We start from the raw sequence: 22,916 nt of genomic DNA, 5'->3' as shown, positions 1-22,916 counted from the left end.
CCTCCCGGCGACCGGTGATACCGGGAGAAACCCCCGGTATCACCGGGGGCTCCACCACGGTACGCCTACACCTCCTCGGGGAGTTCCCCGACCCGGTTCTCCCACTTCGTGGAGAGCACGATCGTGGTACGGGTGCGCGAGACGCCCTTCGTGCCACTGAGCCGGCGGATGGTCTTCTCCAGGCCGTCCACGTCGCCGACGCGCACCTTGAGCATGTAGGAGTCGTCGCCCGCGATGAACCAGGCGTCCTCGATCTCCGCGAGGTCCTTCAGCCGGCGCGCCACGTCCTCGTGGTCGGCCGCGTCGGAGAGCGAGATGCCGATCAGGGCCGTGACCCCGAGCCCCAGGGACGCGGCGTCGACGGTGGCGCGGTAGCCGGTGATGACACCGGCGGATTCCAGCCGGTTGATGCGGTCGGTGACGCTGGGCCCGGAGAGCCCCACGAGCCGTCCCAGCTCGGCGTACGAGGCCCTGCCGTTCTCCCTGAGTGCCTGGATGAGCTGCCTGTCCACCGCGTCCATATGACTGAAACCTTCCATTGTTCAGCAGTATCGCGAGTCTGTGTGTAGAATCTAAGGCATGCAGGCTTCATCGCCTGCAAATCTTCTCGAACATCCAAAATATGCTTTCGAATCTTCAGGAGTGAGAACACCGTGTACTCGATCGAGATGGCCTACGCCCGTATGCGCGAGCTGCAGGATCTGGCCAACCGCTCGCGTGCCCACCAGCCCGCCGCCGCCCACCGGGTCGACCGGACCCGCAAGCCGCGCACGATGAAGAAGCGCTGACCACGAGGTCAGTCCCCGGAGCCGCGGGAGCCACGGGATCCACCACCGAGCTCCCCCTCCCACCGGCGGTACAGGTCGTGCGGCACCCCCGCCGCGTCCAGCACCCGCCCGGCGACGAAGTCCACCAGATCCTGGATGTGCGTCGCCCCCGCGTAGAACGCCGGAGAGGCGGGCAGCACCACGGCGCCCGCCTCGTCCAGGCTCACCAGATGCTTCAGCGTCTGCCCGTTCAGCGGCGTCTCCCGGACGGCGACGACCAGCTTCCGCCGCTCCTTCAGCGTCACGCTCGCCGCCCGCTGGAGCAGATCCTTCGAGAGTCCGAGCGCCACCCCGGCCACGCACGCCGTCGAGGCCGGGACGATCAGCATCCCCTTCGCCGGGTACGACCCCGAGGACGGCCCGGCCGCCAGGTCACCGGCCGCCCAGTGCCGTACGCCCTCGACGTCGGTGTCGAAGGTGTGCGGCTTCCCGTCCGCGCCGCGCGCCAGCCACTCGCGCAGATCCTCCCGCCAGTGCGCGTCGCGGAACGCGATCCCGGTCTCGTCCAGCAGGGTCAGCCGCGAGGCCCGGCTCACCACCAGGTCGACGCTCTCCCCCGCCGCCAGCAGCCCGCGCAGCACGGCGGCGGCGAAAGGGGTACCCGATGCTCCGGAAACCCCGACAATCCAAGGCTGACGCTGGTGTTGGCTCACTGATGTCCCGGAATCCACACTCCTGAGCCTATCCGCCCGCCCCGAACCGGAACCGGGGAAGGTGCCCCAGGCGTTTCCAGCTCCGGGACAAGGACGACAACGGGACGGCAGGGGGCCACCATGACCGCAACCTCAAGGCGCGCGGCACCGGTGTGGAGCTTCGGCGACCGGGCGAGGGCCGCGGCGAAGCTGATGCTGGGCTGGGTGGCGTTGCTCTGGCTGCTGGAGGTCGTCGACGCGGCGACCGGTCACGCGCTGGACGGCTTCGGGATCGAGCCGCGCCGGGCCGCCGAGCTGCTGGACGTCGTGCCCGCGTCCTTCGTCCACTTCGGCTTCGACCACGTCGCGTCCAACAGCGTGCCGCTGCTGGTCCTCGGCTTCCTCGCCGCGCTCGGCGGCATCCGCCGGTTCGCCGCCGTGGCCGCGATGATCGTCGTGGTCGACGGCCTCGGCGTCTGGCTGGTCTCGCCGGAGCACTCCAACACGGCGGGCGCGTCCGGGCTGGTCTTCGGCCTCTTCGGCTATCTGCTCGTGCGCGGTTTCGTGGACCGCCGGTTCCTCGACGTGGTCGTCGGCCTGGCCGTCGGCGCGACCTGGGGCTCGTCGATCCTGCTGGGGATCTCCCCGGCCAACACCTCGGTCAGCTGGCAGGGCCATCTGTTCGGCCTGGTGGCGGGTGTCGCGGCGGCGTTCGTCCTCCGCCGGGACTCCGGCCGCGGCGGCCCGGGGGCACCCGCCCGCCCGCTCGTGCCGTAGGGCACGGACGGAGCCCCCGGTGTCCGGGTCAGCCCTCGCCCTGGCCCGCGCTCCCCATCGGGCCGACCTTCACCCGGGCGCCGGAGCCGTCCGTGACGGGCAGCGTGGCGCCGCCCGGCCAGTCGAGGGTGACCGACTTCGTCTCGTTCGGCGGGGTCACCACCAGCCCCGTGATGCGGACGCCGGAGCCGCCCGAGTCGTTGACCGGGTAGGTGATGCCGAAGTACACCGACTTCCCGTCCTTGAGGACCATCGGGTCGGACTTCTCGCCGGTGCGCTCCGCGGACACCGTCCCCGAGGCGGTCTTCAGGTCGACGCCCGCGTACCCGGAGAGCGTGCAGTCCCGGCCGCCGCCGTTCTTGAACTCCACCGCGACGGTCCCCTCGGTGTCACCTCCGATGGTGCTGTCCGTCGCCGTGATCTCCAGCTCGTCGGTGCGGCACTTGTCGTTCCCGCCGCTCCCGCCCGAACCGGTACCGGCGGCCGTGCCCTTCCCGCCGGAGTCCTTGCCCCCGGAGTCCTGCCCGCCCTCGTCCGAACCGCCCGAGCCCGAACCGCCGGACGCGGAGGACCCGGCGGACGCGGACGGCGGGGCGTCCTGCCCCAGGTCGTCCTCGCCGTTCTGGCAGGCCGTGAGCGAGAGGCCCGCGGCGACGGCCAGGGCTGCAAAGGTGATCTTGCGTAAACGCATCGTTGCTTCCTCGGTGTCGGTGGGGAGTGCCGGCGGCCCGGTACGGGTCGTACCGGCGGCGTTCCTGACCACCAAGAACGAAAGGCCGGACGGTGCGTTCCGTCCGGCCTCCCGCTAATACACCCCTGTTACACACCGCCGGGCACGGCCCGGAACGGCCTGTTCAGACCGCCAGGCCCCGCACCAGCAGGTCCAGCAGCGCGCATGCGAACAGGGCGATGCCGATGAACCCGTTGACCGAGAAGAACGCCCGGTTCAGCCGGGACAGGTCGTGCGGGCGCACCACCCGGTGCTCGTACACGAAGGCGACGGCGACGATCGCCATGCCGACCCAGTAGAACAGCCCGGCCTCCGTGGCCAGACCGAACCAGACCAGCAGCCCGGTCGTGATCACGTGGCAGACCCGCGCGCCCCACAGTGCGGCCGGGACGCCGAACCGGGCCGGCACCGACAGCACCCCGTGCGCGCGGTCCGCCTGGACGTCCTGGCAGGCGAAGATCAGGTCGAAGCCGCCGATCCAGATCCCGACCGCGAGGCCGAGGATCACCGCGTCCCACGACCAGCTGCCGGTGACCGCCAGCCAGGCCCCGACCGGCCCCATGGCCTGCGCGATCCCGAGGATGGCGTGCGGGTAGTGGGTGAACCGCTTCCCGTACGGATAGACCACCATCGGCACGACGGCGACCGGGGCGAGCGCCAGGCAGAGCGGGTTCAGCAGTGCCGCCGCCCCGAGGAAGAGGACGACGGCGACGAGCGCCCCGGTCCACGCCGACCTCACCGAGACCGCCCCGGTGACCAGCTCCCGGTTCGCGGTGCGCGGGTTGCGGGCGTCGATCTCCCGGTCGATGATCCGGTTGGCGGCCATCGCGAAGGTCCGCAGCCCCACCATGGCGACGGTCACCAGCAGCAGCGTGAGCCAGTGGATCGACTCGTCGTCCTGGAACATCGCGGTCAGGGCGGCGATGTACGCGAAGGGCAGCGCGAAGACCGAGTGCTCGATCATCACCAGCCGCAGGAACGCCTTGACCCTGCTGCTCGGCTGCGCGGGGCCGGGGCCCAGCGCGGCTTCGGCCGCGCTCACAGTCCGTATTCCTTCCACCGGCGGTCGACCAGCGCCGCCGTCTCCGGGTCGGACTCGACCATCTCCGGCCAGCCGCCGTCCCGGGTGTAGCCCTCCTCGGGCCACTTCCGGGTCGCGTCGATGCCCGCCTTGCCGCCCCAGAACTGCTGGTAGGAGGCGTGGTCGAGGTGGTCGACGGGGCCCTCGGTGACGGTCAGGTCGCGGGCGTAGTCCGTGTTGCCGAGCGCCCGCCAGGCCACCTCGTGCAGGTCGTGGACGTCGCAGTCGGAGTCCACGACCACGATCAGCTTGGTCAGCGACATCATGTGCGCGCCCCAGATGGCGCTCATCACCTTCTGGGCGTGCTTCGGGTACTTCTTGTCGATCGAGACGATCGCGCAGTTGTGGAAGCCGCCCGCCTCCGGCAGGTGGTAGTCCACGATGTCCGGCACGATGATCTTGAGGAGCGGCAGGAAGAACCGCTCGGTGGCCCGCCCCAGCGGCCCGTCCTCGGTCGGCGGCCGGCCCACCACGATCGACTGGAGCAGCGGGCGCCTGCGCATGGTCACGCAGTCGATGGTCAGTGCGGGGAACGGTTCCTGCGGCGTGTAGAAGCCGGTGTGGTCGCCGAACGGTCCCTCGGGGAGCATCTCCCCGGGCTCCAGCCATCCCTCCAGGACGACCTCGGCGTGCGCCGGGACCTGGAGCGGCACCGTCCTGCAGTCGACCATCTCGATCCGCTTGCCCTGGAGGAAGCCGGCGAAGAGGTACTCGTCGATGTCCCCGGGCAGCGGCGCGGTGGAGGCGTACGTGACGGCGGGCGGCGCCCCGAAGGCGATGGCGACCGGCAGCCGCTCCCCGCGCCGGGCGGCGACCTGGTAGTGGTTGCGGCTGTCCTTGTGGATCTGCCAGTGCATGCCGATGGTGCGGCGGTCGTGGCGCTGGAGGCGGTAGAGCCCCAGGTTCCGGATGCCGGTCTCGGGGTCCTTGGTGTGGGTGAGGCCCAGGTTGAAGAAGGAGCCGCCGTCGTCGGGCCAGGTGAAGAGCGCGGGCAGCCGGTCGAGGTCCACGTCGTCGCCGGTGAGCACGACCTCCTGGACCGGGGCGCTGTCCCCCTTCACCTTCTTCGGCGGCACGTGCACCATCGAGCCGAGCTTGCCGAACGCCTCCCGCACCCCGACGAAGCCGTGCGGCAGCTCCGGCCGGAGGAGCCCGCCGATCTTGTCGGAGATGTCGGAGTACGACTTGAGCCCGAGCGCCTTGAGCAGCCGCCGGTCGGTCCCGAAGACGTTCATGGCCAGGGGCATCGAGGAGCCCTTGACGTTCTCGAAGAGCAATGCGGGCCCGCCCGCCTTGTTCACCCGGTCGACGATCTCGCCGACCTCCAGATGAGGGTCGACCTCGGCCTTGATGCGCTTGAGCTCGCCCTCGCGCTCCAGGGCCCGGAGGAGGGAACGAAGATCGTCGTAAGCCATGCCGTCCAGTTTGTCACCACGCCCGTGGATCACCCGGACTGCCCCACCCGTGGGCGGCCCGGAGCCGCCCGTTCCGGCGTCGCCGTGCCGGGTTCGCGGATCGTGCGCGGGTCGTGCGCGGGTCGTGCGCGGCCCGGTCGCGGGGCCGCTCCGCAGGGCTTCCGCCGTGACGGGAACCGGCTCGCCGTGGGATGTCATGCGCACCGGCTACCCTGGCCCCACACCGGGGCAGGACAAAGCCCCGCCATCTCTCCGCGGGGGGACCTTTCCATCATGCTTCGGGCTCTGATCTATCTCCTGCCGCTGGCGCTGACGATCTACGCGTTCATCGACTGCCTGAACACCCCCGAGGACGAGGCGAAGCACCTGCCGAAGATCGCCTGGGTCTTCATCATCCTGCTCTTCTGGATCGTGGGCCCGATCGTCTGGCTGGCCGCGGGCAAGATGCGCCACGCGCCCGCCGGGGGCCGCACGCCGTCCGAGTGGCACCGCAACCACCGCACGCAGTGGGTGGCGCCGGACGACAACCCGGAGTTCCTGAAGGCGCTGAAGGACGAGAACAAGAAGGACGAGTCGCTCCTCAAGGACTGGGAGGCGGACCTGCGCCGCCGCGAGGAGGAGCTGAAGCGCCGCGAGAGCGGAACGGGTCCGGAGGAGCCGACGCCGCCCTCCTCGTAGTCCCGGCAGGCCCCCACACCGCCGCTGCCGCCGCCCCCGCCCGTCGTCCGGGCGGGGGCGGCGTCGTCATGCCCCTCCTGCCCCTGCCCCTGCCTCCTTGTGTCCGTGCGTCCCGTGCGTCCCCGCGCTCCCGCGTGCGAAGTGCCTGACGCCGACCGTTCGCACGGCCCGTCCCTGATCGTTCGAAAATCCTCTCCTTTCCCCAACACCCTCCCGATATCCTCATGTTGACGGTGTGACAGATCGGATGGGGCGTCGACGCTGGGGGTGCTGTGGAGAGAGAGCTGTACGGGCGCGAGGCGATTTTCGGCAACGACGGACTCGCGGCGCGACTGACCGGTCTCACCCCGTACGGCTCCGTCCGGGTCGTCTACGAGCACCCCGCCGATCCGCCGGTCGCCGTGCTGACCGGCGGGCGCGGCATGGGCAAGACGGCCGTGCTCAAGCAACTGCGCCACCTGTACCGGGAGGTCACCCCGGTCGCCCTGGTCGACTGCGAGGCCGTCCTGCCGCCCGCGGACCCGGGCCCCGGCTGGACCCCGGTCACCGGGGCGCTGCCGCAGCTCGCCGCCCAGCTGACGGCGCGGGTGCGGGCCGCGCGTCCGGTGCAGTTCCCCCGGCTGAGCCTCGGGCTGGTGGCCGTCGCCTCCATCTCCTGGACCCGTGAGGACGAGACCCGGGCGCAGCGCGACCTCCAGTCGCTCGGCCCGCTCCTGGCGACCGTGGACGGCCGCGGCGACGCGGCGACCGGCTGGGTCACCAAGGTGCTGACGAAGCTGGCCGCCAGCGCCTTCGACTCGGTGGCCCCGATGGCCGGGATGGTCGCCGAGGCCACGGTCGAGACGGTCATGGAGGAATCGTTCAGCCGGTTCCAGCGGCGTTCGGCGGACTGGTACGGGCGCTATCCGCACGCGGGCGGCAACGGCCGGGTCGGGCTGCGCCAGCTGGCGGTCGACTTCGAGCGCGGCGGCGACCTGCGCCGCCGGGCCGAGGACCATCTGGTGCTCGCGATGGCGGAGGACCTGGTCCGGGCGTACGGGGGGCTGTCCCGGGGTGCCCGCCGGGGCCGCCCGGTGCTGCTCGTCGACAACGCGCACGTGCCGCTGGGCCGGCAGCTGGTGGGGCCGCTGCTGCGGCAGCGGGCCGCCGGGACGCACGACCGGATCGCGGTGTTCGCCACCTCGCGGGTGCGGGACCACGAGGGGCTGGCCCACGCCGTGCGGCGGCGGCTGCCGGAGGTGGCGCACGCCTCGCACTGGTCCCGGGGCACCGGCGTGACGTCCGGCATCCTGGCCGTGGAGCTGACCCCGCTCGACCCGGAGCAGGTGCGCTCCGCCTTCGACCGGCACGACCCCCGGGGCCGCACGCAGGCCGGGCTGGCCCGCGGGGTGCACCGGCTGACCGGCGGGCGCCCGCTGGCCGTGGAGCTGCTGGCGCTGGCGGCCGGCCAGTCGCCCGATGCCGCCTCGCTGGTGCCGGGGGCGCTGCTGGACGCCGTGGTGGAGGTGCGCGAGGACCGGGCGCCCGCCCGGGTCGCCGACGAGCTGCTGGCCCGGCTGCTGCCGGGGCCCGCGCAACGGCTCGACCACCTCGGCGTACTGGCCGCCGCGCACGGCGAGGACTCCGCCCGGCTGCTCGCGGAGAACCGGCTGGGCCGGGCCGCGCCGGACGGCGACGTGGCACTGCGGATGCGCGACGCGCTGCGGGCCGACGGCTGGCCGGCCGGGCCCGGCCGCTTCGTCGCCGACCCGCTGCTGCGGGCCCTGCTCCTGCACCGGCTGCGCTTCCAGGACGACGACCACCACTCGCACGGGGTGTGGCAGGCGGTGCACGTCACGCTGCGCGGGGCGTACGCCCCCGGCGGGCGCCTCCCGGACGTCCCGCACCTGCTGCACCAGAAGCTGGTGCTGGGCGACGCGGAGGCGTGCGTGGCCCATCTGCGGCTGCGGTTCGACGAGCCGGACGTACTGGCGTGGCTGGGCTCGCTGCGCTTCATCGTCTCGGCGCCGTACCCCCGCGCACCGGGGTCCACCGGCCCCGACCCCCGGCGCGCCGTCGCGCTCGGCCGGGCCGACCACGCACCGCCCCAGGGGCTCGAACCACCGGCCGCGGAGCTGCACACGCGGCTGCGCCGGCTGCTGCACGGCCTCTGGCTGCTGTCCGATCCGCTTGCCCTGCCGGACGAAGAGGTGATCGACAAGATGGCACACGAACTGCGGCAGCTCTCCGGCCGCCATCCGACCGGCAACAGCGATCTGTGGGACGCGGCGAAGCACTGGCCGCGCGACATCCGGGCCTGGCGCCCGCTGTCCATGCCGCCGGGGGGCGACGATGCGTAATCCGCTGCGCTACCGGCTCTGGTACACCACCCGGCAGAAGGTCGTCTCCTCGGTGGTGGCCGGCGCCCTGGTCGTCACCGGCGGCTGGTACGCGTTCGGCCGGATCACCGCCCCCGAGGACCGCTCCTGCGCGAAGGGCGTCGAGCGGCCCGTCGGCAGCGAGGAGTGCGTCGGTGTCGCCGACGGCGGCACCTACGACTTCGGCCAGCCCCAGCTGACCGACGTCGTGGCGGCCATCGCCCGGGAGAACGCCACCCTGAAGACCGGCCGGTACGCCACGGTCGCGCTGCTGCTGCCGCTGACCTCGACGGACCGGGCGATGCGGACGAAGATGCAGCACGAGCTGCAGGGCGCGTTCGCCGCGCAGTACCGGGCCAACCGGCTCTCCAACGACCAGGTGCCGAAGATCCGGCTGATCCTCGCCAACAGCGGGAAGAACAGCCTGCTGTGGCGCCCGGCCGTGGAGCGGCTGAAGAAGATGACCGGCGCCCCGGACCACCTGCGGGCCGTGTCGGGCGTCGCCACCAGCAGTACCGAGATCAAGTCGGCGGTACGGGAGCTGACCGCCGCGCACATCGCGGTCGTCGGCACCACCATCACCGCCGACGACATCGCCAACGGGCCGCGGACCGACCCGTTCCCCGGGCTGGCCCGGGTCTCCCCCACCAACCGGGACGAGGCCGCCGCCCTGGCCCACTTCGGGCAGGTCAAGGCGGAGAAGGCGCTGCTGGTCCAGGACACCCGGACCGGCGACCACTACACCGACACCCTGCGCACCGCCTTCACCCGGCTGGTCCGGGGCACCCGCTACAAGCCGCAGCTGTTCACCTCGCGCAGCGACCCCAACGACGAGGGCAACACGGCCAACGCCTTCCGCGACATCACCCATCTGATCTGCGACACCGAGGACGCGGACACGGTGTTCTTCGCCGGACGCCACGTCCAGCTGCGGCAGTTCATCAACGCGCTCGGCGGGCGCGGCTGCCAGGACCGCCCCTTCACGATCCTGACCGGCGACGAGGGCTCGTACCTGGGCAGCGACAAGAAGCTCGACCGGAACGCGCTGCGCCAGAAGGTCACCGTCCGCTACGCCTCGCTGGCCCACCCCGACGCCTGGGCGGAGACGTCCGCGAAGGGGAAGGTGACGACGGGCGGCTCCCCGAGGGACTACCGGGACTTCCTGGATTTGCTGGCCACGCTGTCGAAGGCACCGGCCGGGCCGATCGGGCCGACGCGGCACGAGGACCTCACCGACGGCCAGCTCATCATCGCCCACGACGCGATGACGCTGGCCGTGCAGGCCATCCGGCGGGCGAGTCCGGGCGGGCGGGTGCCGGAGCTCGTGGACGTGGGCGAGCAGTGGTCCCGGGTGAACGGTTCGCTGAAGGTGTCGGGGGCCAGCGGCTGGATCTGCCTGGACAACCACGGCAACCCGTACAACAAGGCGGTCCCGGTGGTGGAGCTGTCGGCCGACGACGCCCTCCAGCGGTTCGTGGCGCTCGCCTGGCCGGAGGGGAGGTCGCCGGACGCCAAGTGCCTGCCCCCGGCCGTGGCTCCGTAGTGCCCGGGGCTCACCGTTCGGCAGCGGCGTACTGTTCGCGCAGCCCGGCCCACCGCACCGGGGTCCATCTCGACCAGTCGGCCGGGTAGCCGTCGAGGGCGTCCACGAGGTACTGGAAGTGGTCGTGCCAGCTCGCGAGGCGGTCCAGGCGCAGTGCGTCGTCGCCCCGGAACTCGTTGGTGAAGCGCAGCAGCACATGGTCGCCGCGCGGTGGCTCCAGGTGGAAGCGGACCCGGCCGCGGGGCTCCTCGAAGGTGTACTCGGCGACCCGCTCGACGTCCCAGGCGGTGACGGTGCCCGGGGCGGGGGCGGCGTCCCCGCCCCGTTCGGTGTTCAGCGGGTGGAGCGTGATCGCGCCGCCCATGCGCCGCTGGAACGGGTCGGCCCCGGCGAGCCAGCCGCTCAGTCCCCCGGAATCGGCAACGGCTGCCCACACCCGTGGAACGGGGTGGGGCAGCCGCAGGGTGAATCGCAGAACGTGCAGGCCGTCGCGGGTCTCGCTGGTGCCGTACTCGATGACGGGGGTCGCATCGGTCATGCTTCCAGCGTGGCCCCGTACCGGGCGCCCCGCACCCGTACGGGTGCGGAGCGCTTGCGTGTACGGGCCGGTCAGACGCCCGCGTAGGAGTGCTTGCCGGTGACGAAGATGTTCACGCCGTAGTAGTTGAAGAGCCAGCAGCCGAAGGCGATCAGCGCCAGGTAGGCGGCCTTGCGGCCCTTCCAGCCGGCGGTGGCGCGGGCGTGCAGGTAGCAGGCGTACGCGACCCAGGTGATGAAGGACCAGACCTCCTTGGGGTCCCAGCCCCAGTAGCGGCCCCAGGCGTCGCCCGCCCAGATGGCGCCCGCGATGATCGTGAACGTCCACAGCGGGAAGACCGCGGCGTTGATGCGGTACGAGAACTTGTCGAGCGAGGAGGCGGCGGGCAGCCGGGAGAGCACGGACCGGGCGAACGCGCCGGGCTCACCGCCGTTCGCGAGCTTGTTCTCGTAGCTGTCGCGGAAGAGGTAGAGCAGGGTGCCGACCGCGCCGAGGTAGAAGACGGCGCCGCAGAAGATGGCGGTGGAGACGTGGATCCACAGCCAGTACGAGTGCAGCGCGGGCACCAGCTGGTCGCTGTCGGTGTAGAGCCACGTCGTCGCGATGCCGAGGTCCAGCAGGACGGTGGTGACCAGGAGCAGCCCCATCCAGCGGACGTTCTTGCCCAGTGCCAGGAGGACCAGGTACGAGCCGACCGCCACCGTGGAGAAGGTGATGGAGAACTCGTACATGTTGCCCCAGGGGGCGCGCTGCACGGACATCGCGCGGGCGATGACACCGGCGGCCTGCACGAGGAAGGCGAGCACGGTCATGGAGACCGCGACCCGCCCGTACAGGTCGCCCTTGAACGTGCCGCCGGCCGCGCCGGGCCCGTCCGGGACGTCCCGGGAACCGGCCGCGGCGCGCGTGACGATCTTCGGGCGGTCCAGTACGGCGGTGCCGCCGCCCTTCTGCGCGACCTGCACCTTCACCCCGGGGGCCGCGGCCCCGTCCCCGGTCAGGGCGGCGGCGGTGCGGCCGACCTTGCTGCGGCTGCCGAACACCCATTCCGCGATGTGCGCGAGGAAGGCCAGGGTGTAGACGGCCATCGACGAATAGATCAGCACATTGCTGGTGTGCGCCAGGTTCTCGTTGGTAGCGGCGGCGAGATTCACTTCTCAGCCCCTTCGGCAGGATCTTCGGAGGATTCTTCGACGGCGTCGGAATCCGATTCGGGTCCGGCGTCGGGGTCGGTTCCGGACCCGGAGGCGGGCTCGGACTCGGGGTCGGGCTCGGGCGCCGGGGGTGCCGAGGCGACGAGCTCGACCGCGAGGTCGGCCAGTTCCTCGGGCAGTTTCGCGGACTCGCTGCGGCCCAGGCCCGCCATCTCGACGACGGTGACGCCGTCCGCGCCGCGCACCGCCCGCACCCAGACCCGGCGTCGCTGGATGAACAGCGAGCCCGCGAGTCCGGCGATCGCGGCGACCGAACCGCCGAGCGCCCAGCCGCTGGCCGGCTGCTCGGTGATCTGGAAGCTGGCCCACTCCTGGAGGCCCTCGAACGTGATGGAGCCGGCGCCGTCGGGCAGCTTCATGGTCTCGCCGACCAGCAGCCGCTGCTTGAGCTGCTTGCCGTCGGCGTCCTTGAACTCCGTCATCTTGGTCTTGTCCAGCTGGTACACGTTCTGCGCCAGCCCGGAGTCGGGTCCGAGGTAGCCGTGGAAGCCGTTGAGGGCCAGCACGGGGAAGTCGGCGGCCGGGAACTGCGAGAACATCGTGCCCTTGCCGTTGCCCGCGAAGGTCGGCACGAAGAACGCCTGGAAACCGAGCTGGGTCTTCTTGCCGTTCTTGTCGCGGTAGCCGTCCAGGACCTTGATCGCCCCGCTCGACGTGACGTTGTTGTCGATCGGCAGCAGCGGCACCGCGTTGCGGTAGACCTCCTTGCCCTTGCCGTCCTTGACGGAGACGACCGGCGCGTAGCCGTGGGCGTTGAGGTAGACCTTGGTGCTGCCGATGACGAGGGGTTCGTTGACCCTGATGACCGTCTTCTTCGGCTTGCCGTACGCGCCCTCCGCGTACGTCACGTGCGCCTCGTAGGTCCTGGGCGTGCCCCGCTGGGGGCCGCGGCGCTCGTACGTGCCGGTGAACTTGTCGAGCGTGAAGCTGAACGGGGCGAGCGAGTCGTTGTCGAACAGCGAGCCGGACTTGAAGTCGTCGTACTGCGTGAGCGTGTTGGCGAAGCCGTCGCCCTCGACAATCAGCTTGCCGCCCTCGGACTTGAAGAGCTGCCCGCAGGCGAACGCGACCAGCATCACGATCAGGGAGACGTGGAAGATCAGGTTCCCGGCCTCGCGCAGATAGCCCTTCTCGGCCGCCACCGCGCCGTTCACGGCGTGCACCCGGTAGCGGCGCTTCCGGATGATCGCGAGCGCGGCCTCGTGGACCTGCTCGGGATCGGCCTCGGTGCGCCAGGTGGTGTACGCGGGCAGCCTGGTCAGGCGCTTGGGGGCGCCGGGCGGCCGGCTGCGCAGCTGGCCCACGAACTGGCCGGTGCGCGGCACGATGCAGCCGATGAGCGAGACGAACAGCAGGATGTAGATCGCGGAGAACCACACCGAGCTGTAGACGTCGAAGAACTGGAGCTTCTCGTAGAGCGGCGTGAGGGTGGTGTGCGCCTTCTTGAACGCCTCCACCTTCAGCTCGTCCACGCTGTTCTGCGGGATCAGCGAGCCGGGGATGGCGCCGAGCGACAGCAGGAAGAGCAGAATCAGCGCGACCCGCATCGAGGTGAGCTGCCGCCAGAACCAGCGGGCCCAGCCGATGACGCCCATCGCGGGCAGGCCGGTCTCGTTCTCCTCGCGCGGGGCGGTGGAGAGCCGGGCTCCGGCGGCGCCCGACTCGAAGGAACCCTCCTCGTCCCGGCGCTCCCGCTCCGGGGCGGGGTTGGACTTGGTGTTGCTCATGGAACTCAGATCCCCACCGTGAAGCCGTCGGACCAGCCCTGCACCTGCTGCATCATCGTGCCCCACACACCTGTGAGCAGGAGCAGACCGGTCACGATCATCATTCCGCCGCCGATCCGCATCACCCAGGCGTAGTGCTTCTTGACCCAGCCGAACGCGCCGAGCGCCTTGCGGAAGGCGACGGCGGTGAGCACGAAGGGAATGCCGAGGCCGAGGCAGTACGCGACGGTCAGTATCGCCCCGCGTCCGGCGGTGCCCTGCTCCATCGCGAGGATGTTCACCGAGCTGAGCGTCGGGCCCAGGCACGGGGTCCAGCCGATCCCGAAGAGGGCGCCCAGCAGCGGGGCGCCCGTCAGTCCGGTCACCGGCCGCTTGTGGATGCGGAACTCGCGCTGTGTCATCCAGGGCATCAGCCCCATGAAGAAGACGCCCATCAGGATCATCAGCACGCCGAGGATCTTGGTGAGGATCCCGCTGTTCTCCAGGAGCGTCTGGCCGAAGAAGCCGAAGAGCGCGCCGCCGGAGACGAACACGACGGTGAAGCCGAGCACGAAGAGCGAGGCGCCCGCGACCATCCGGCCCCGCCGGGCCTGTGCCAGGTCGGTGCCGCTGACGCCGGTGACGTAGCTGAGGTAGCCGGGCACGAGCGGCAGGACGCACGGCGAGAAGAAGGAGACGAGCCCGCCGAGCACGGCGATGGGGAGGGCGACGAGCAGCGCCCCGTTCATCACGGTCTGGTTCTCGCCCGTGATCGCGGCAAGGGTGTGCACGGGGTCACTTCTCCGCGATCAGCGGGTCGATCATCTCGTGCAGCTTGTCGGAGTCGAGCGCGGTCAGGGAGCGGGCGGCGATCTTCCCGTCCCGGTCCAGGACCACGGTCGACGGAATGGCCTGCGGGCGCAGCGTCCCCTTGGGGAAGCGGAGCATGAGCTTGCCCGTCGGGTCGAAGAGGCTGGGGTAGGGAACCCCGTAGTCCTTCTCGAAGCTGATCGCGGGGCCCTTCCGGGCGTCCCGCGTGTTGATCCCGACGAACTGGACGCCCTTGTCCTTCGTCTCCTTGGACACCCGCGAGAAGTACTGGGCCTCCAGGCGGCAGGGCCCGCACCACGAGCCCCACATGTTCAGCACGACGACCTTGCCCTTGTAGTCGGCGACGTCGAGCTGCTTGCCGTCGAGGGTCTCGCCGTCCAGCTTCGGGGCGGCGACGCGGTCACCCTTGGCCACGGTGGAGATTCCGCCACTGCCCGTGACGAAGTTCGTGTTGCCGCCTCCGCCGGTCTTGTTGTCGTCACCGCCGCACGCGGTCAGCGTGAGGGCGAGTGCGACGACCGCTGCGGGGGCGGCGAGCAGGGTGAAGCGGCGTCGAGGTGCGCGGCCATGGCTCATGTGAAAAGTTTCGCATGGCGGTTCAGGCGATCTCGGGCACCCCCCTCGGTGCCCGTAAAGCCCGTTGTCAGGCTTGTTTAAAGAAGGCGTTCCAGCCGCCCGCGGGTGCCTGCCCGACTCCCAGTGAACGGAGCTTGTCGAGGACGTCCGGGGTCTGTACGTCGAGCCAGTCGACGAACTGCCGGAAGGAGACCAGGCGCACGTCCGGCTTCCCGGCGATTTTCTTGATCACCGCTTCGACCGCGTCCATGTAGATGCCGCCGTTCCACTCCTCGAAGTGGTTTCCGATGTAGAAGGGCGCGCGATTCGTCGTGTAGGCGCGGTTGAATCCGGCGAGATACGACTGGGTGGCCTGCTCACGCCATCCGGGATAGCGCGAGGGCATGCCCTTGGTCGAATTGAGCGACTGGTTGGCCAGGATGTTGTAGTCCATCGAGAGGACCTCGAAGGTGTGCCCGGGGAAGGGCATGGCCTGGAGCGGCAGGTCCCAGATGCCCTGGCGCTTCTTGGGCCAGACCTGGGTTCCGCCGGGCGAACTGGCGTCGTAGCGCCAGCCGAGCCTGCTCGCGGTGGGCAGCAGGTTCTCCTGGCCGAGCAGGCAGGGGGCACGCCCGCCGACCAGTTCCTTGCGGTAGTCGAAAGGCAGCGGGTCGAGATCGTTCCAGCCGGTGTTGGTGCGCCATTCGGTGACGAAGGAGACCGCCTGGTCGATTTCGTTCCGCCACTGCTGGGACGACCAGTTCGCGACCGATCCGGAGCCCGCGCAGAAATGCCCGTTGAAATGGGTGCCGATCTCGTGCCCGTCGAGCCATGCCCGGCGGACGTTCTTCAGCGTCTCCTTGATGTGGTCATCGGTGAGATAACCGATGTCGGAGGCGCCGATCGGATTGTTGGGCGGCCGGTACATGGACTTCTTGGACTCGGGCAGCAGATAGATCCCGGACAGGAAGAAGGTCATCGCCGCGTCGTGGTCCTTGGCGAGTTCCAGAAAGCGCGGGAAGAGTCCGTTGCCGACCTCGCCCGCACCGTCCCAGGAAAAGATCACGAACTGCGGCGGCGTCTGACCGGGTTCGAGCGGGACCGGCTTGGCGGGCTGGTGCGGCTGCTTCCCGGTGTCCGCGGTGGAACCGTCCCCGATCTTCCGCACGTCCTTCTCCGCGGACCCGGTCCCCCGGGTGCTCCCGTCGGTCCCCTTCTCCCCCGTGGTCCCCGACCGGCTCCCGCCGGAGGAGCCGAAGGTGCCACAGCCCGCCACCCCTACAGCGGCAGCCGCTCCGAGACCGGCCCCGAGCAGTCCCCTTCGGCTGATATCGCGCATGATTACCCCATCTGCGGTCGTTTTGCCTCAAGTCCATACAAACTGGCGAAGGCTTAGATGGCGGAAACAACACGGGGGTTCCGTGAATTAACACATGATTCTTTATGTGACCAGTCCCGGACCGCGCTCGAACACATGACCTGACAGAGTCTCGGGGGCGGGGCGGCCCGAGGCAATGGCACGCGACGGGGACGGGCCGGGGGAGCAGCGGCGCACGGCGGGCCGGAGCGACGGCGCACGGCGGGCCGGGGCCGGAGCAGCGGAACGGGGCGGGGCCGGATCCTCCCCGCCCCGCCCCGCCCCGCTCCATCCAGCTCCGTCCGGCCCCGTCCGGCCCCTCGGCCGGTGGGCCGACCACGCGTCGGCCGACTACGCGCCGAACGCCTTCGACTTGCCCTTCACCGGCTTCGCCCCGGCCAGCAGATGCGCCGGCACCAGGTCCCGCGCCGGTTCCGTGTACCCGACGGAGACGATCTTGTCGCCCTGGTACGTGAAGCTGGTCAGCGAGGCGAGGGTGCACTGCCGCTTGCGCGGGTCGTGCCACAGCCGCCGCCGCTCGACGAAGCTGCGCACGATCCAGATCGGCAGCTGGTGGCTGACGCACACCGCCTCGTGGCCGCGCGCCGCGTCGCGTGCCGCGTCCAGCGCGCCCATCATCCGCACGACCTGCTCGATGTACGGCTCGCCCCACGACGGCCGGAACGGGTTCGTCAGGTGCTTCCAGTTGTCCGGCTTGCGCAGCGCGCCGTCCCCGACGCCGAACGTCTTGCCCTCGAAGACGTTGGCGGCCTCGATGAGCCGCTCGTCGGTGGCCAGGTCCAGCTCGTGCGCCCCGGCGATCGGCGTGGCCGTCTCCTGGGCCCGCTCCAGCGGGGAGGCGACGACATACGTGATGTCGCGGCCCGCCAGGTGCTCGGCCACCCGGTCGGCCATCTGCCGGCCGAGCTCGGAGAGGTGGTAGCCGGGGCGGCGCCCGTACAGCACGCCCTCCGGGTTGTGCACCTCGCCGTGCCGCATCAGGTGGACGACGGTGATGTCCTTGTCCTTGCGGGCGCCGCCGGAGCTCGCGTTCTCGCTCATGCGGTGGCCTCCGCGGCGGCGCGGGCGGCGGCGGGCAGGGCGGCGGCGACGCGCTCGACGGCCCGCGCGTCGTGGGCGGTGGAGACGAACCAGGACTCGAAGGCCGACGGCGGCAGGTAGACGCCCTGCGACAGCAACGAGTGGAAGAACGCGGTGAAGCGGAAGGACTCCTGCTGCTTCGCGTCCTCGTAGTTCCGCACCGGCCGGTCGGTGAAGAAGACGGAGAACATGTTGCTCGCCGCCTGCACCGTGTGCGCCACGCCCTCCTTGGTGAGCGCCTCGCCGACCAGCCCGCGGATCTCCGCGGAGACCGCGTCCACCTTGTCGTACGCGGCGTCGTCGAGCAGTCGCAGCTGGGCGAGGCCGGCGGCGGTGGCGATCGGGTTCCCGGAGAGGGTGCCCGCCTGGTAGACGGGTCCTGCCGGGGCGAGGTGCGCCATCACGTCGGCGCGCCCGCCGAAGGCCGCGGCCGGGAAGCCGCCGCCCATGACCTTGCCGAAGGTCATCAGGTCGGGCCGCACCCCGTCGACGCCGAACCAGCCGGCCTTCGAGGTACGGAAACCGGTCATGACCTCGTCGGAGATGTAGAGCGCCCCGTTCGCGGCGCAGAGCTCCTTGAGCCCGGCGTTGAAACCGTCCAGCGGCGGCACGACGCCCATGTTGCCCGGCGACGCCTCGGTGATCACGCAGGCGATCTCGCCGGGGTGCGCGGCGAACGCCTCGCGGACGGCGTCCAGGTCGTTGTACGGCAGCACGATCGTGTCGCCGGCCTGCGCACCGGTGACCCCCGGGGTGTCCGGGAGGCCGAAGGTCGCGACCCCGGACCCGGCGGCGGCCAGCAGCGCGTCCACGTGGCCGTGGTAGCAGCCGGCGAACTTCACCACCTTGGCCCGGCCGGTGAACCCGCGGGCCAGCCGGATCGCGGACATGGTCGCCTCGGTGCCGGACGACACCAGCCGCACCTGCTCCACGGGCTCGACCCGGGCCACGATCTCCTCGGCGAGCGCGACCTCGCCCTCGCCCGGCGTGCCGAACGAGGTGCCGCGGGCGACGGCCTCCTGGACTGCGGCGATGACCTCCGGGTGGGAGTGGCCGAGGATCATCGGCCCCCACGAGCACACGAGGTCGACGTACTCCCGGCCGTCGGCGTCCGTGAGGTACGGACCGGTGCCGGACACCATGAACCGGGGCGTACCGCCCACGGCCCGGAAAGCACGGACGGGAGAGTTCACGCCGCCGGGCGTCACGAGGGACGCGCGGTCGAAAAGCGTCTGCGAAACTGGGGCGTCATAGGGAAAGCTCACATACGCCATGGTGTCAGAGCCCCGGACGGACTTGCGGACAGGTGTTTCACCGCACGTCCGTGGGGGAGGTCACTGACACGATGATCGGGTTGCGCGGCAGAGCTGTGTCTCCGTGAGTAGGGGCTGTGTCTCCTGAGTAGCAGTCGGGTGGATGAGATATGCATCGCGGTGGCGGAGTGGGCGAGGGGACCGGCGACCTGGGGCCCGAGCCTGCCCGGCGGGGTCGGCACCGGCGTGAGGCGAAGCGCGAGCAGGCCATACGGTCCGGTGGGGCGCAGGACGGCGAGGTCGGGAGCAGGAGTGGTGGCCGGGTGGGGGTGACCTACAAGTACTTCGGTGCGCCCGACGGGGCCACCGCGGCACGCGTGCCCATTTCGATGCGCCCCGAGGAGCTCGGCGGCGACGAACTGGGCATGGGCGGCATGTTCACCAAGATCAAGCCGGAGACGGTGGCGGCGATGGTCCTCACCGGGATCCAGGGCATACCCCTGCACCGGGTCCCCCCGCTGGAGCTGGTCGTGCTCCACCCCGACTACGCGGTGGTCAAGCTCCCGATGACGGTCGTCGACCCGCTGCGCGGCGTCGGCGAGGAGTCGGTGGGCGCCGCGGCGTTCATCTGGTCCACGGTCCCCGACCGCGGCGGCCCGCAGGACGCGTTCAACGTCTACCGGCTGCTCCACGAGTGGCAGGACTTCTCCCACCGGCTGCACGACGCCGGACACCAGGCGTACTGCCTGGTATGGCCCTGACCTGGGAGTTCACGGCACACAACGAATGAGGGCGGGGCCCGTGCCCCGCCCTTCGCGGTGTTCCCGGACCGCGTCCGTCCCCCATCTGATCCATGCTGGAGGGGCATCGACCGTTCCCGATCCCGGGGAGTCCTTGATGTCCAGCCAGTCACTCGACGACGCGACGCTGACCGACCTCGTCGCCGACGCCGCTGCCGCCCCGTCCATGCACAACGCCCAGCCCTGGCGGTTCCGCGCCACCCGGGCGGGCCGGACCGTCACCCTCCTCGCCGACCTCGACCGCGCGCTGCCCGAGGAGGACCCGGCCACCCGGGCGCTGCACGTGGGCTGCGGCGCTGCGCTGCTGAACCTGCGGGTGTCCGCCGCGCACCGCGGCCTCCACTCCGTCGCCACGCTGCTGCCCGACCCGTCGGCCCCCGCGGTGCTGGCCACCGTACGGCTCGAACACCGCGACGGGGGCGGGGACGACAGCGGGGACGGGGACGTGGCGCTCGCCGCGCTGCACCCCGCGATCCGGGAGCGGCACACGAGCCGCTACCCGTTCGACGACCAGCAGATCCCGCCGGACGTCCGGGAACTGCTCGTCGGGGCGGCCCGGGCGGAGGGCGCGGACTTCGCGTTCCTGGCCTCCCCGCACCTGGAGGAGGTGCTGGACCTGATCCGGGACGCCGAGGGCTACGCCCGCGAGGACCCGGCGCGGGAGGCGGAGCAGCGGAGCTGGACCCGGGACACGAGGACCGAGGCCCCCGTCGACGGCATCACGGACTACGCCATGGGCCCCCGCGACGCCTCGGCACGGGCGACCGCCCGGGACTTCATGGGGACGGCCCCGCAGCCCGGCCGGGCCCGCGTGCCGTTCGAGGAGCGGCCTCAGCTGGCCCTGCTGTCCACCCCGGGCGACCACGCCGTCGACTGGCTCCGCGCCGGGCAGGCACTGGAACGGATGCTGCTCACGGCCACGCTCCACGACGTGTCCACGTCGTTCGCGACCCAGCCCCTCGAATGGCCGGACCTGCGCTGGCTGCTGCGCGACCCGGTGCACGGCTCGGGCCACCCCCAGATGATCGTCCGGCTGGGATACGGGCCCACGGGGCCGCGCACCCCGCGCCGGCCCATGGACCAGGTGCTGACGATCGAGCCGTAGCGGCACACCGGGCACCGGGTGAACGGACGCGAGAACGCCGGAGCACCCGGGCACCGAGACACGGAAGGCGGTGGGAGCGATGTTGCTCCCCGTGGTCGTCGGGGTGGACGGGTCGGAGGGGAGTCTGCGCGCCCTGGACTGGGCGGTGGCGGAGGCGGCGCGCTCGCAGCTGCCCCTGCGGGTCGTCCACGCGTCCCTGTGGGAGCGCTACGAGGGCGTGCACGACGTCTTCGACACCGAGCGCCCCACCGAGGAGGTCATCGCCGGGCGCCTCGTCGCCGAGGCCGCGGAACGGGCCCGGCGGCTCGGCCCCGGGGTCGCCGCGGAGGCCGTCGTGCTGGCCGAGGACACCGTGACGGCGCTCGTCGAGGAGAGCCGGGAGGCCGCCCTGGTCGTCCTCGGTTCGCGCGGCCGGGGCCGGGTGGCCGGAATGCTGCTGGGGTCCGTCAGCCTGTCGCTCGCCGGCCGGTCCCGCTGCCCGGTCGTGGTCGTCCCGGCGCACCCCTCCGGGCCCCCGGCGCACCCCGGCCGCGTCGTCGTCGGGATCAGCGATTCCGCCACGCCCGCACCGGCCGCCGTCTTCGCGCTGGAGCGGGCGGCGGTCCGCCGCGGCGAACTGGTCGCCGTACGCGTCTGGCGCAGCCCCGCCCACGGCCCCATGGGCCATCCGCTCATCGCGGGCTCCCCGGCCACCTCCTACCACCGGGAGGCCGAGGAGCACCTGGAGGAGGTGCTGGAACGGCTGGATCCGGCCGGTTCCTCCGGCGTCGTCATCCACCGGTCGGTGGTGCGCGGGCCGACGCACCAGAGCCTCATCGAGGCCGCCGAGGGCGCGGAACTCCTGGTCGTCGGGGCCCGCCGGAGCACCGGACGGCACGGATTCCGCCTCGGCCCGGTGGGCCACGCGATGCTGCACTACGCGCCCGTCCCGGTCGCCGTCGTCCCCGACGCCCGCTCCCGCTGACCCGGACGCCGACGGGGATACTACGTCGAACACTTGACCACTCGGCTGCCCGCGGAACGGTGGCGGGGAGTCCGGGTGCGAACCGGCCACGGCGCGGCCCCGCGTGGCCGCCGGCCCGGCCGCACGGCCCTCCCCGTACCGGCGCGGCACCGAAGCACGAGAGGGAGGCCCGGCCCATGGTCGACGTCGCCGCCGCACGCCTTGTCACCACGTTCGCCGCACCGCTGGACCGGAAGCGGGACGCGGCGGACGCCCCGTACCTGGTCCGGTGGCCCGGCGGGGAGCCCGGCGACGGGCGGCGCCTGCTCGTCCAGCGCGGCGACGCCGAACTGGTCGTGGTCGCCCCGGACGCGGCGGGCGTTCCGAACGCGGCGGGCGTTCCGGACGCGGCGGACCCGGAGAACGCCCCGGCGGACCCGGTGAACGCCCCGACGGTCCGCTTCCCCGCGCCCTGGCCCCGCAACTTCGGCACCTTCGCGGTGGCGCCGGACGCCGCTCTCGCGGTCTTCGCCGGGGTGCACGCGCTGCGCGCGGTGGACCCGACGGGCGCGGTGCGCTGGGAGGTCGCGCACGGTTGCTGGGAGGGCAGCTGCCGCACGCTCCACGCCGGGTTCGAGGAGTACGCGACCGATTCCCGGCACCGGTACCCGGACAGCGGCTCGGCCGTGTTCTCGGCGGACGGCACGCTCGTGTGGGCCCACATCCGCGGCCCCGTCGCCGCCTCGGGGCCCGACCCGGAGGCACTGGACGAGTGGCTGGTCGTCGACGCCGCCGACGGCCGGGTCCTCGGCCGGGCGGACTCGGAGACGGTGGCGGCCGGCTCGGACCACGTCCCGCACCCCGACCCCGCCCGGATGGGCCTGTCCGTCGGCGAGGGGCAGGACGGGGTGCCGCTGCTGTGGGGCAGGTGGGACGGCGAGAAGCTCACCGTCGAGCGGTTCTGCAACGACGAGCGCATCCTGACGGCGGTGAGCCCCTCGGGCGACCGCTTCCTGACGGTGACGCACTACGAGGAGACGCTCGGCGTGCACCGCGTCGACGACGGCTCCGTGCTGGCCGAACTCGACACCGAGCACGCCGTCCCGCGCCACCCCGGGGCCGACCCCGACGACGAGGACGCCGACGAGACGCTCTGGGACTACGAGTGCGGCTTCCTCGACGAGGAGACCGTCGTCGTCGGTACGTCGGAACGGGACGAGGAGTACGGCGAGGCGCGCCACTGGCTGGTGGGCACGGCCGGGGAGGAGATGCGCGTGACCGCGCAGCTCTCATACCCCTTCCCGGTCTCCGGCGCGCCCACCGCCCTGGGCGACGGCACCTGGTACACGGTGTCGGAGTCGGGCGACGCACTGCACGTGTGGAGCCGCTGACCGACCGGACACGCCCCGCCACGCCCCCCGGCGTACGGGCACGGGCCGTTTCCCCGACGTACGGGCACGGGCCGCTCCCCCG

General features: G+C 71.8%; 22 protein-coding genes. 9 read left to right on the top strand and 13 right to left on the bottom strand.

Features of this window, described 5'->3' with window-relative positions; genetic code table 11:
* Nucleotides 1-65: 65 nt before the first annotated feature.
* Nucleotides 66-521, bottom strand: coding sequence for an Lrp/AsnC family transcriptional regulator (locus tag ABZZ04_RS27130; protein ID WP_148840816.1), 456 nt, complete (start codon nucleotides 519-521; stop codon nucleotides 66-68).
* Nucleotides 522-653: 132 nt separating this feature from the next.
* On the opposite strand from ABZZ04_RS27130, the gene ABZZ04_RS27125 reads away from it, so the two are divergent.
* On the top strand, nucleotides 654-788 hold the full coding sequence (locus ABZZ04_RS27125; protein WP_256088659.1) for a hypothetical protein: 135 nt from the start codon (nucleotides 654-656) through the stop codon (nucleotides 786-788).
* An 8-nt stretch (nucleotides 789-796) separates the two neighbouring features.
* Here ABZZ04_RS27125 and ABZZ04_RS27120 read toward each other — a convergent pair whose 3' ends face one another.
* Complete coding sequence (locus ABZZ04_RS27120) at nucleotides 797-1,480, bottom strand: UbiX family flavin prenyltransferase (protein ID WP_356934830.1); 684 nt, start codon at nucleotides 1,478-1,480, stop codon at nucleotides 797-799.
* A gap of 120 nt (nucleotides 1,481-1,600) precedes the next feature.
* On the opposite strand from ABZZ04_RS27120, the gene ABZZ04_RS27115 reads away from it, so the two are divergent.
* Nucleotides 1,601-2,236: a rhomboid family intramembrane serine protease gene (locus ABZZ04_RS27115; RefSeq protein ID WP_356934829.1), complete on the top strand. Its 636-nt coding sequence runs from the start codon at nucleotides 1,601-1,603 to the stop codon at nucleotides 2,234-2,236.
* A 28-nt stretch (nucleotides 2,237-2,264) separates the two neighbouring features.
* Here the strand turns inward: ABZZ04_RS27115 and ABZZ04_RS27110 are convergent, their stop codons facing one another.
* The 3 genes from ABZZ04_RS27110 to ABZZ04_RS27100 all read right to left on the bottom strand — a co-directional run bounded on the left by ABZZ04_RS27110 (nucleotide 2,265) and on the right by ABZZ04_RS27100 (nucleotide 5,462).
* Nucleotides 2,265-2,927, bottom strand: a complete 663-nt coding sequence (locus ABZZ04_RS27110) for a DUF4232 domain-containing protein (protein WP_356934828.1) — start codon at nucleotides 2,925-2,927, stop codon at nucleotides 2,265-2,267.
* Nucleotides 2,928-3,090: 163 nt separating this feature from the next.
* Nucleotides 3,091-4,008 (bottom strand): menaquinone biosynthesis prenyltransferase MqnP, encoded by a 918-nt coding sequence (gene mqnP, locus ABZZ04_RS27105; protein ID WP_356934827.1) that lies wholly within the window; start codon nucleotides 4,006-4,008, stop codon nucleotides 3,091-3,093.
* Nucleotides 4,005-5,462, bottom strand: coding sequence for a menaquinone biosynthesis decarboxylase (locus ABZZ04_RS27100; RefSeq protein ID WP_356934826.1), 1,458 nt, complete (start codon nucleotides 5,460-5,462; stop codon nucleotides 4,005-4,007). Before ABZZ04_RS27100 ends, mqnP begins: the two co-directional genes overlap by 4 nt.
* A 273-nt stretch (nucleotides 5,463-5,735) precedes the next feature.
* Here ABZZ04_RS27100 and ABZZ04_RS27095 point away from each other — a divergent pair, with 273 nt between their 5' ends.
* The 3 genes from ABZZ04_RS27095 (at nucleotide 5,736) to ABZZ04_RS27085 (ending at nucleotide 10,040) form a co-directional block, all read left to right on the top strand.
* The gene (locus ABZZ04_RS27095) at nucleotides 5,736-6,140 is read left to right on the top strand and encodes a PLD nuclease N-terminal domain-containing protein (RefSeq protein ID WP_356934825.1); all 405 of its coding nucleotides are present in this window, start codon (nucleotides 5,736-5,738) and stop codon (nucleotides 6,138-6,140) included.
* Between the two features lie 272 nt (nucleotides 6,141-6,412).
* The gene (locus ABZZ04_RS27090) at nucleotides 6,413-8,479 is read left to right on the top strand and encodes a hypothetical protein (RefSeq protein WP_356934824.1); all 2,067 of its coding nucleotides are present in this window, start codon (nucleotides 6,413-6,415) and stop codon (nucleotides 8,477-8,479) included.
* Nucleotides 8,472-10,040, top strand: coding sequence for a hypothetical protein (locus ABZZ04_RS27085; RefSeq protein WP_356934823.1), 1,569 nt, complete (start codon nucleotides 8,472-8,474; stop codon nucleotides 10,038-10,040). The genes ABZZ04_RS27090 and ABZZ04_RS27085 overlap by 8 nt, the downstream gene beginning before the upstream one ends.
* A 10-nt stretch (nucleotides 10,041-10,050) precedes the next feature.
* Here the strand turns inward: ABZZ04_RS27085 and ABZZ04_RS27080 are convergent, their stop codons facing one another.
* From ABZZ04_RS27080 to hemL, 8 genes are all read right to left on the bottom strand, one after another.
* Nucleotides 10,051-10,578: an SRPBCC domain-containing protein gene (locus ABZZ04_RS27080; RefSeq protein WP_356934822.1), complete on the bottom strand. Its 528-nt coding sequence runs from the start codon at nucleotides 10,576-10,578 to the stop codon at nucleotides 10,051-10,053.
* A 71-nt stretch (nucleotides 10,579-10,649) separates the two neighbouring features.
* The gene (gene ccsB, locus ABZZ04_RS27075; RefSeq protein WP_356934821.1) at nucleotides 10,650-11,732 is read right to left on the bottom strand and encodes a c-type cytochrome biogenesis protein CcsB; all 1,083 of its coding nucleotides are present in this window, start codon (nucleotides 11,730-11,732) and stop codon (nucleotides 10,650-10,652) included.
* Nucleotides 11,729-13,519, bottom strand: a complete 1,791-nt coding sequence (locus tag ABZZ04_RS27070; RefSeq protein ID WP_356934820.1) for a cytochrome c biogenesis protein ResB — start codon at nucleotides 13,517-13,519, stop codon at nucleotides 11,729-11,731. Before ABZZ04_RS27070 ends, ccsB begins: the two co-directional genes overlap by 4 nt.
* A gap of 5 nt (nucleotides 13,520-13,524) precedes the next feature.
* A complete protein-coding gene (locus ABZZ04_RS27065; RefSeq protein ID WP_356934859.1) occupies nucleotides 13,525-14,247 on the bottom strand; it encodes a cytochrome c biogenesis protein CcdA in 723 nt (240 codons plus the stop codon).
* 46 nt (nucleotides 14,248-14,293) lie between these two features.
* The gene (locus ABZZ04_RS27060; protein WP_356934819.1) at nucleotides 14,294-14,905 is read right to left on the bottom strand and encodes a TlpA disulfide reductase family protein; all 612 of its coding nucleotides are present in this window, start codon (nucleotides 14,903-14,905) and stop codon (nucleotides 14,294-14,296) included.
* Nucleotides 14,906-14,972: 67 nt separating this feature from the next.
* Nucleotides 14,973-16,223, bottom strand: a complete 1,251-nt coding sequence (locus ABZZ04_RS27055) for a hypothetical protein (protein ID WP_356934818.1) — start codon at nucleotides 16,221-16,223, stop codon at nucleotides 14,973-14,975.
* A 369-nt stretch (nucleotides 16,224-16,592) separates the two neighbouring features.
* Nucleotides 16,593-17,303 carry a histidine phosphatase family protein gene (locus tag ABZZ04_RS27050; RefSeq protein ID WP_356934817.1) on the bottom strand — a complete coding sequence of 237 codons (711 nt, stop codon included), beginning with the start codon at nucleotides 17,301-17,303 and terminating at the stop codon, nucleotides 16,593-16,595.
* Nucleotides 17,300-18,607: a glutamate-1-semialdehyde 2,1-aminomutase gene (gene hemL / locus ABZZ04_RS27045; RefSeq protein WP_356934816.1), complete on the bottom strand. Its 1,308-nt coding sequence runs from the start codon at nucleotides 18,605-18,607 to the stop codon at nucleotides 17,300-17,302. Before hemL ends, ABZZ04_RS27050 begins: the two co-directional genes overlap by 4 nt.
* Before the next feature lie 158 nt (nucleotides 18,608-18,765).
* Here hemL and ABZZ04_RS27040 point away from each other — a divergent pair, with 158 nt between their 5' ends.
* The 4 genes from ABZZ04_RS27040 (at nucleotide 18,766) to ABZZ04_RS27025 (ending at nucleotide 22,834) form a co-directional block, all read left to right on the top strand.
* On the top strand, nucleotides 18,766-19,356 hold the full coding sequence (locus tag ABZZ04_RS27040; RefSeq protein ID WP_148840795.1) for a hypothetical protein: 591 nt from the start codon (nucleotides 18,766-18,768) through the stop codon (nucleotides 19,354-19,356).
* Nucleotides 19,357-19,492: 136 nt separating this feature from the next.
* On the top strand, nucleotides 19,493-20,500 hold the full coding sequence (locus tag ABZZ04_RS27035; protein WP_356934815.1) for a nitroreductase: 1,008 nt from the start codon (nucleotides 19,493-19,495) through the stop codon (nucleotides 20,498-20,500).
* 79 nt (nucleotides 20,501-20,579) lie between these two features.
* Nucleotides 20,580-21,464 (top strand): universal stress protein, encoded by an 885-nt coding sequence (locus ABZZ04_RS27030; RefSeq protein WP_356934814.1) that lies wholly within the window; start codon nucleotides 20,580-20,582, stop codon nucleotides 21,462-21,464.
* A gap of 176 nt (nucleotides 21,465-21,640) precedes the next feature.
* A complete protein-coding gene (locus ABZZ04_RS27025; RefSeq protein ID WP_356934813.1) occupies nucleotides 21,641-22,834 on the top strand; it encodes a hypothetical protein in 1,194 nt (397 codons plus the stop codon).
* The last annotated feature ends 82 nt before the right edge of the window (nucleotides 22,835-22,916 follow it).

This window comes from Streptomyces sp. NPDC006435 (assembly GCF_040612315.1).
In the GTDB taxonomy this organism is placed as follows: domain Bacteria; phylum Actinomycetota; class Actinomycetes; order Streptomycetales; family Streptomycetaceae; genus Streptomyces.
This window is presented reverse-complemented; position numbering and strand designations above follow the sequence as displayed.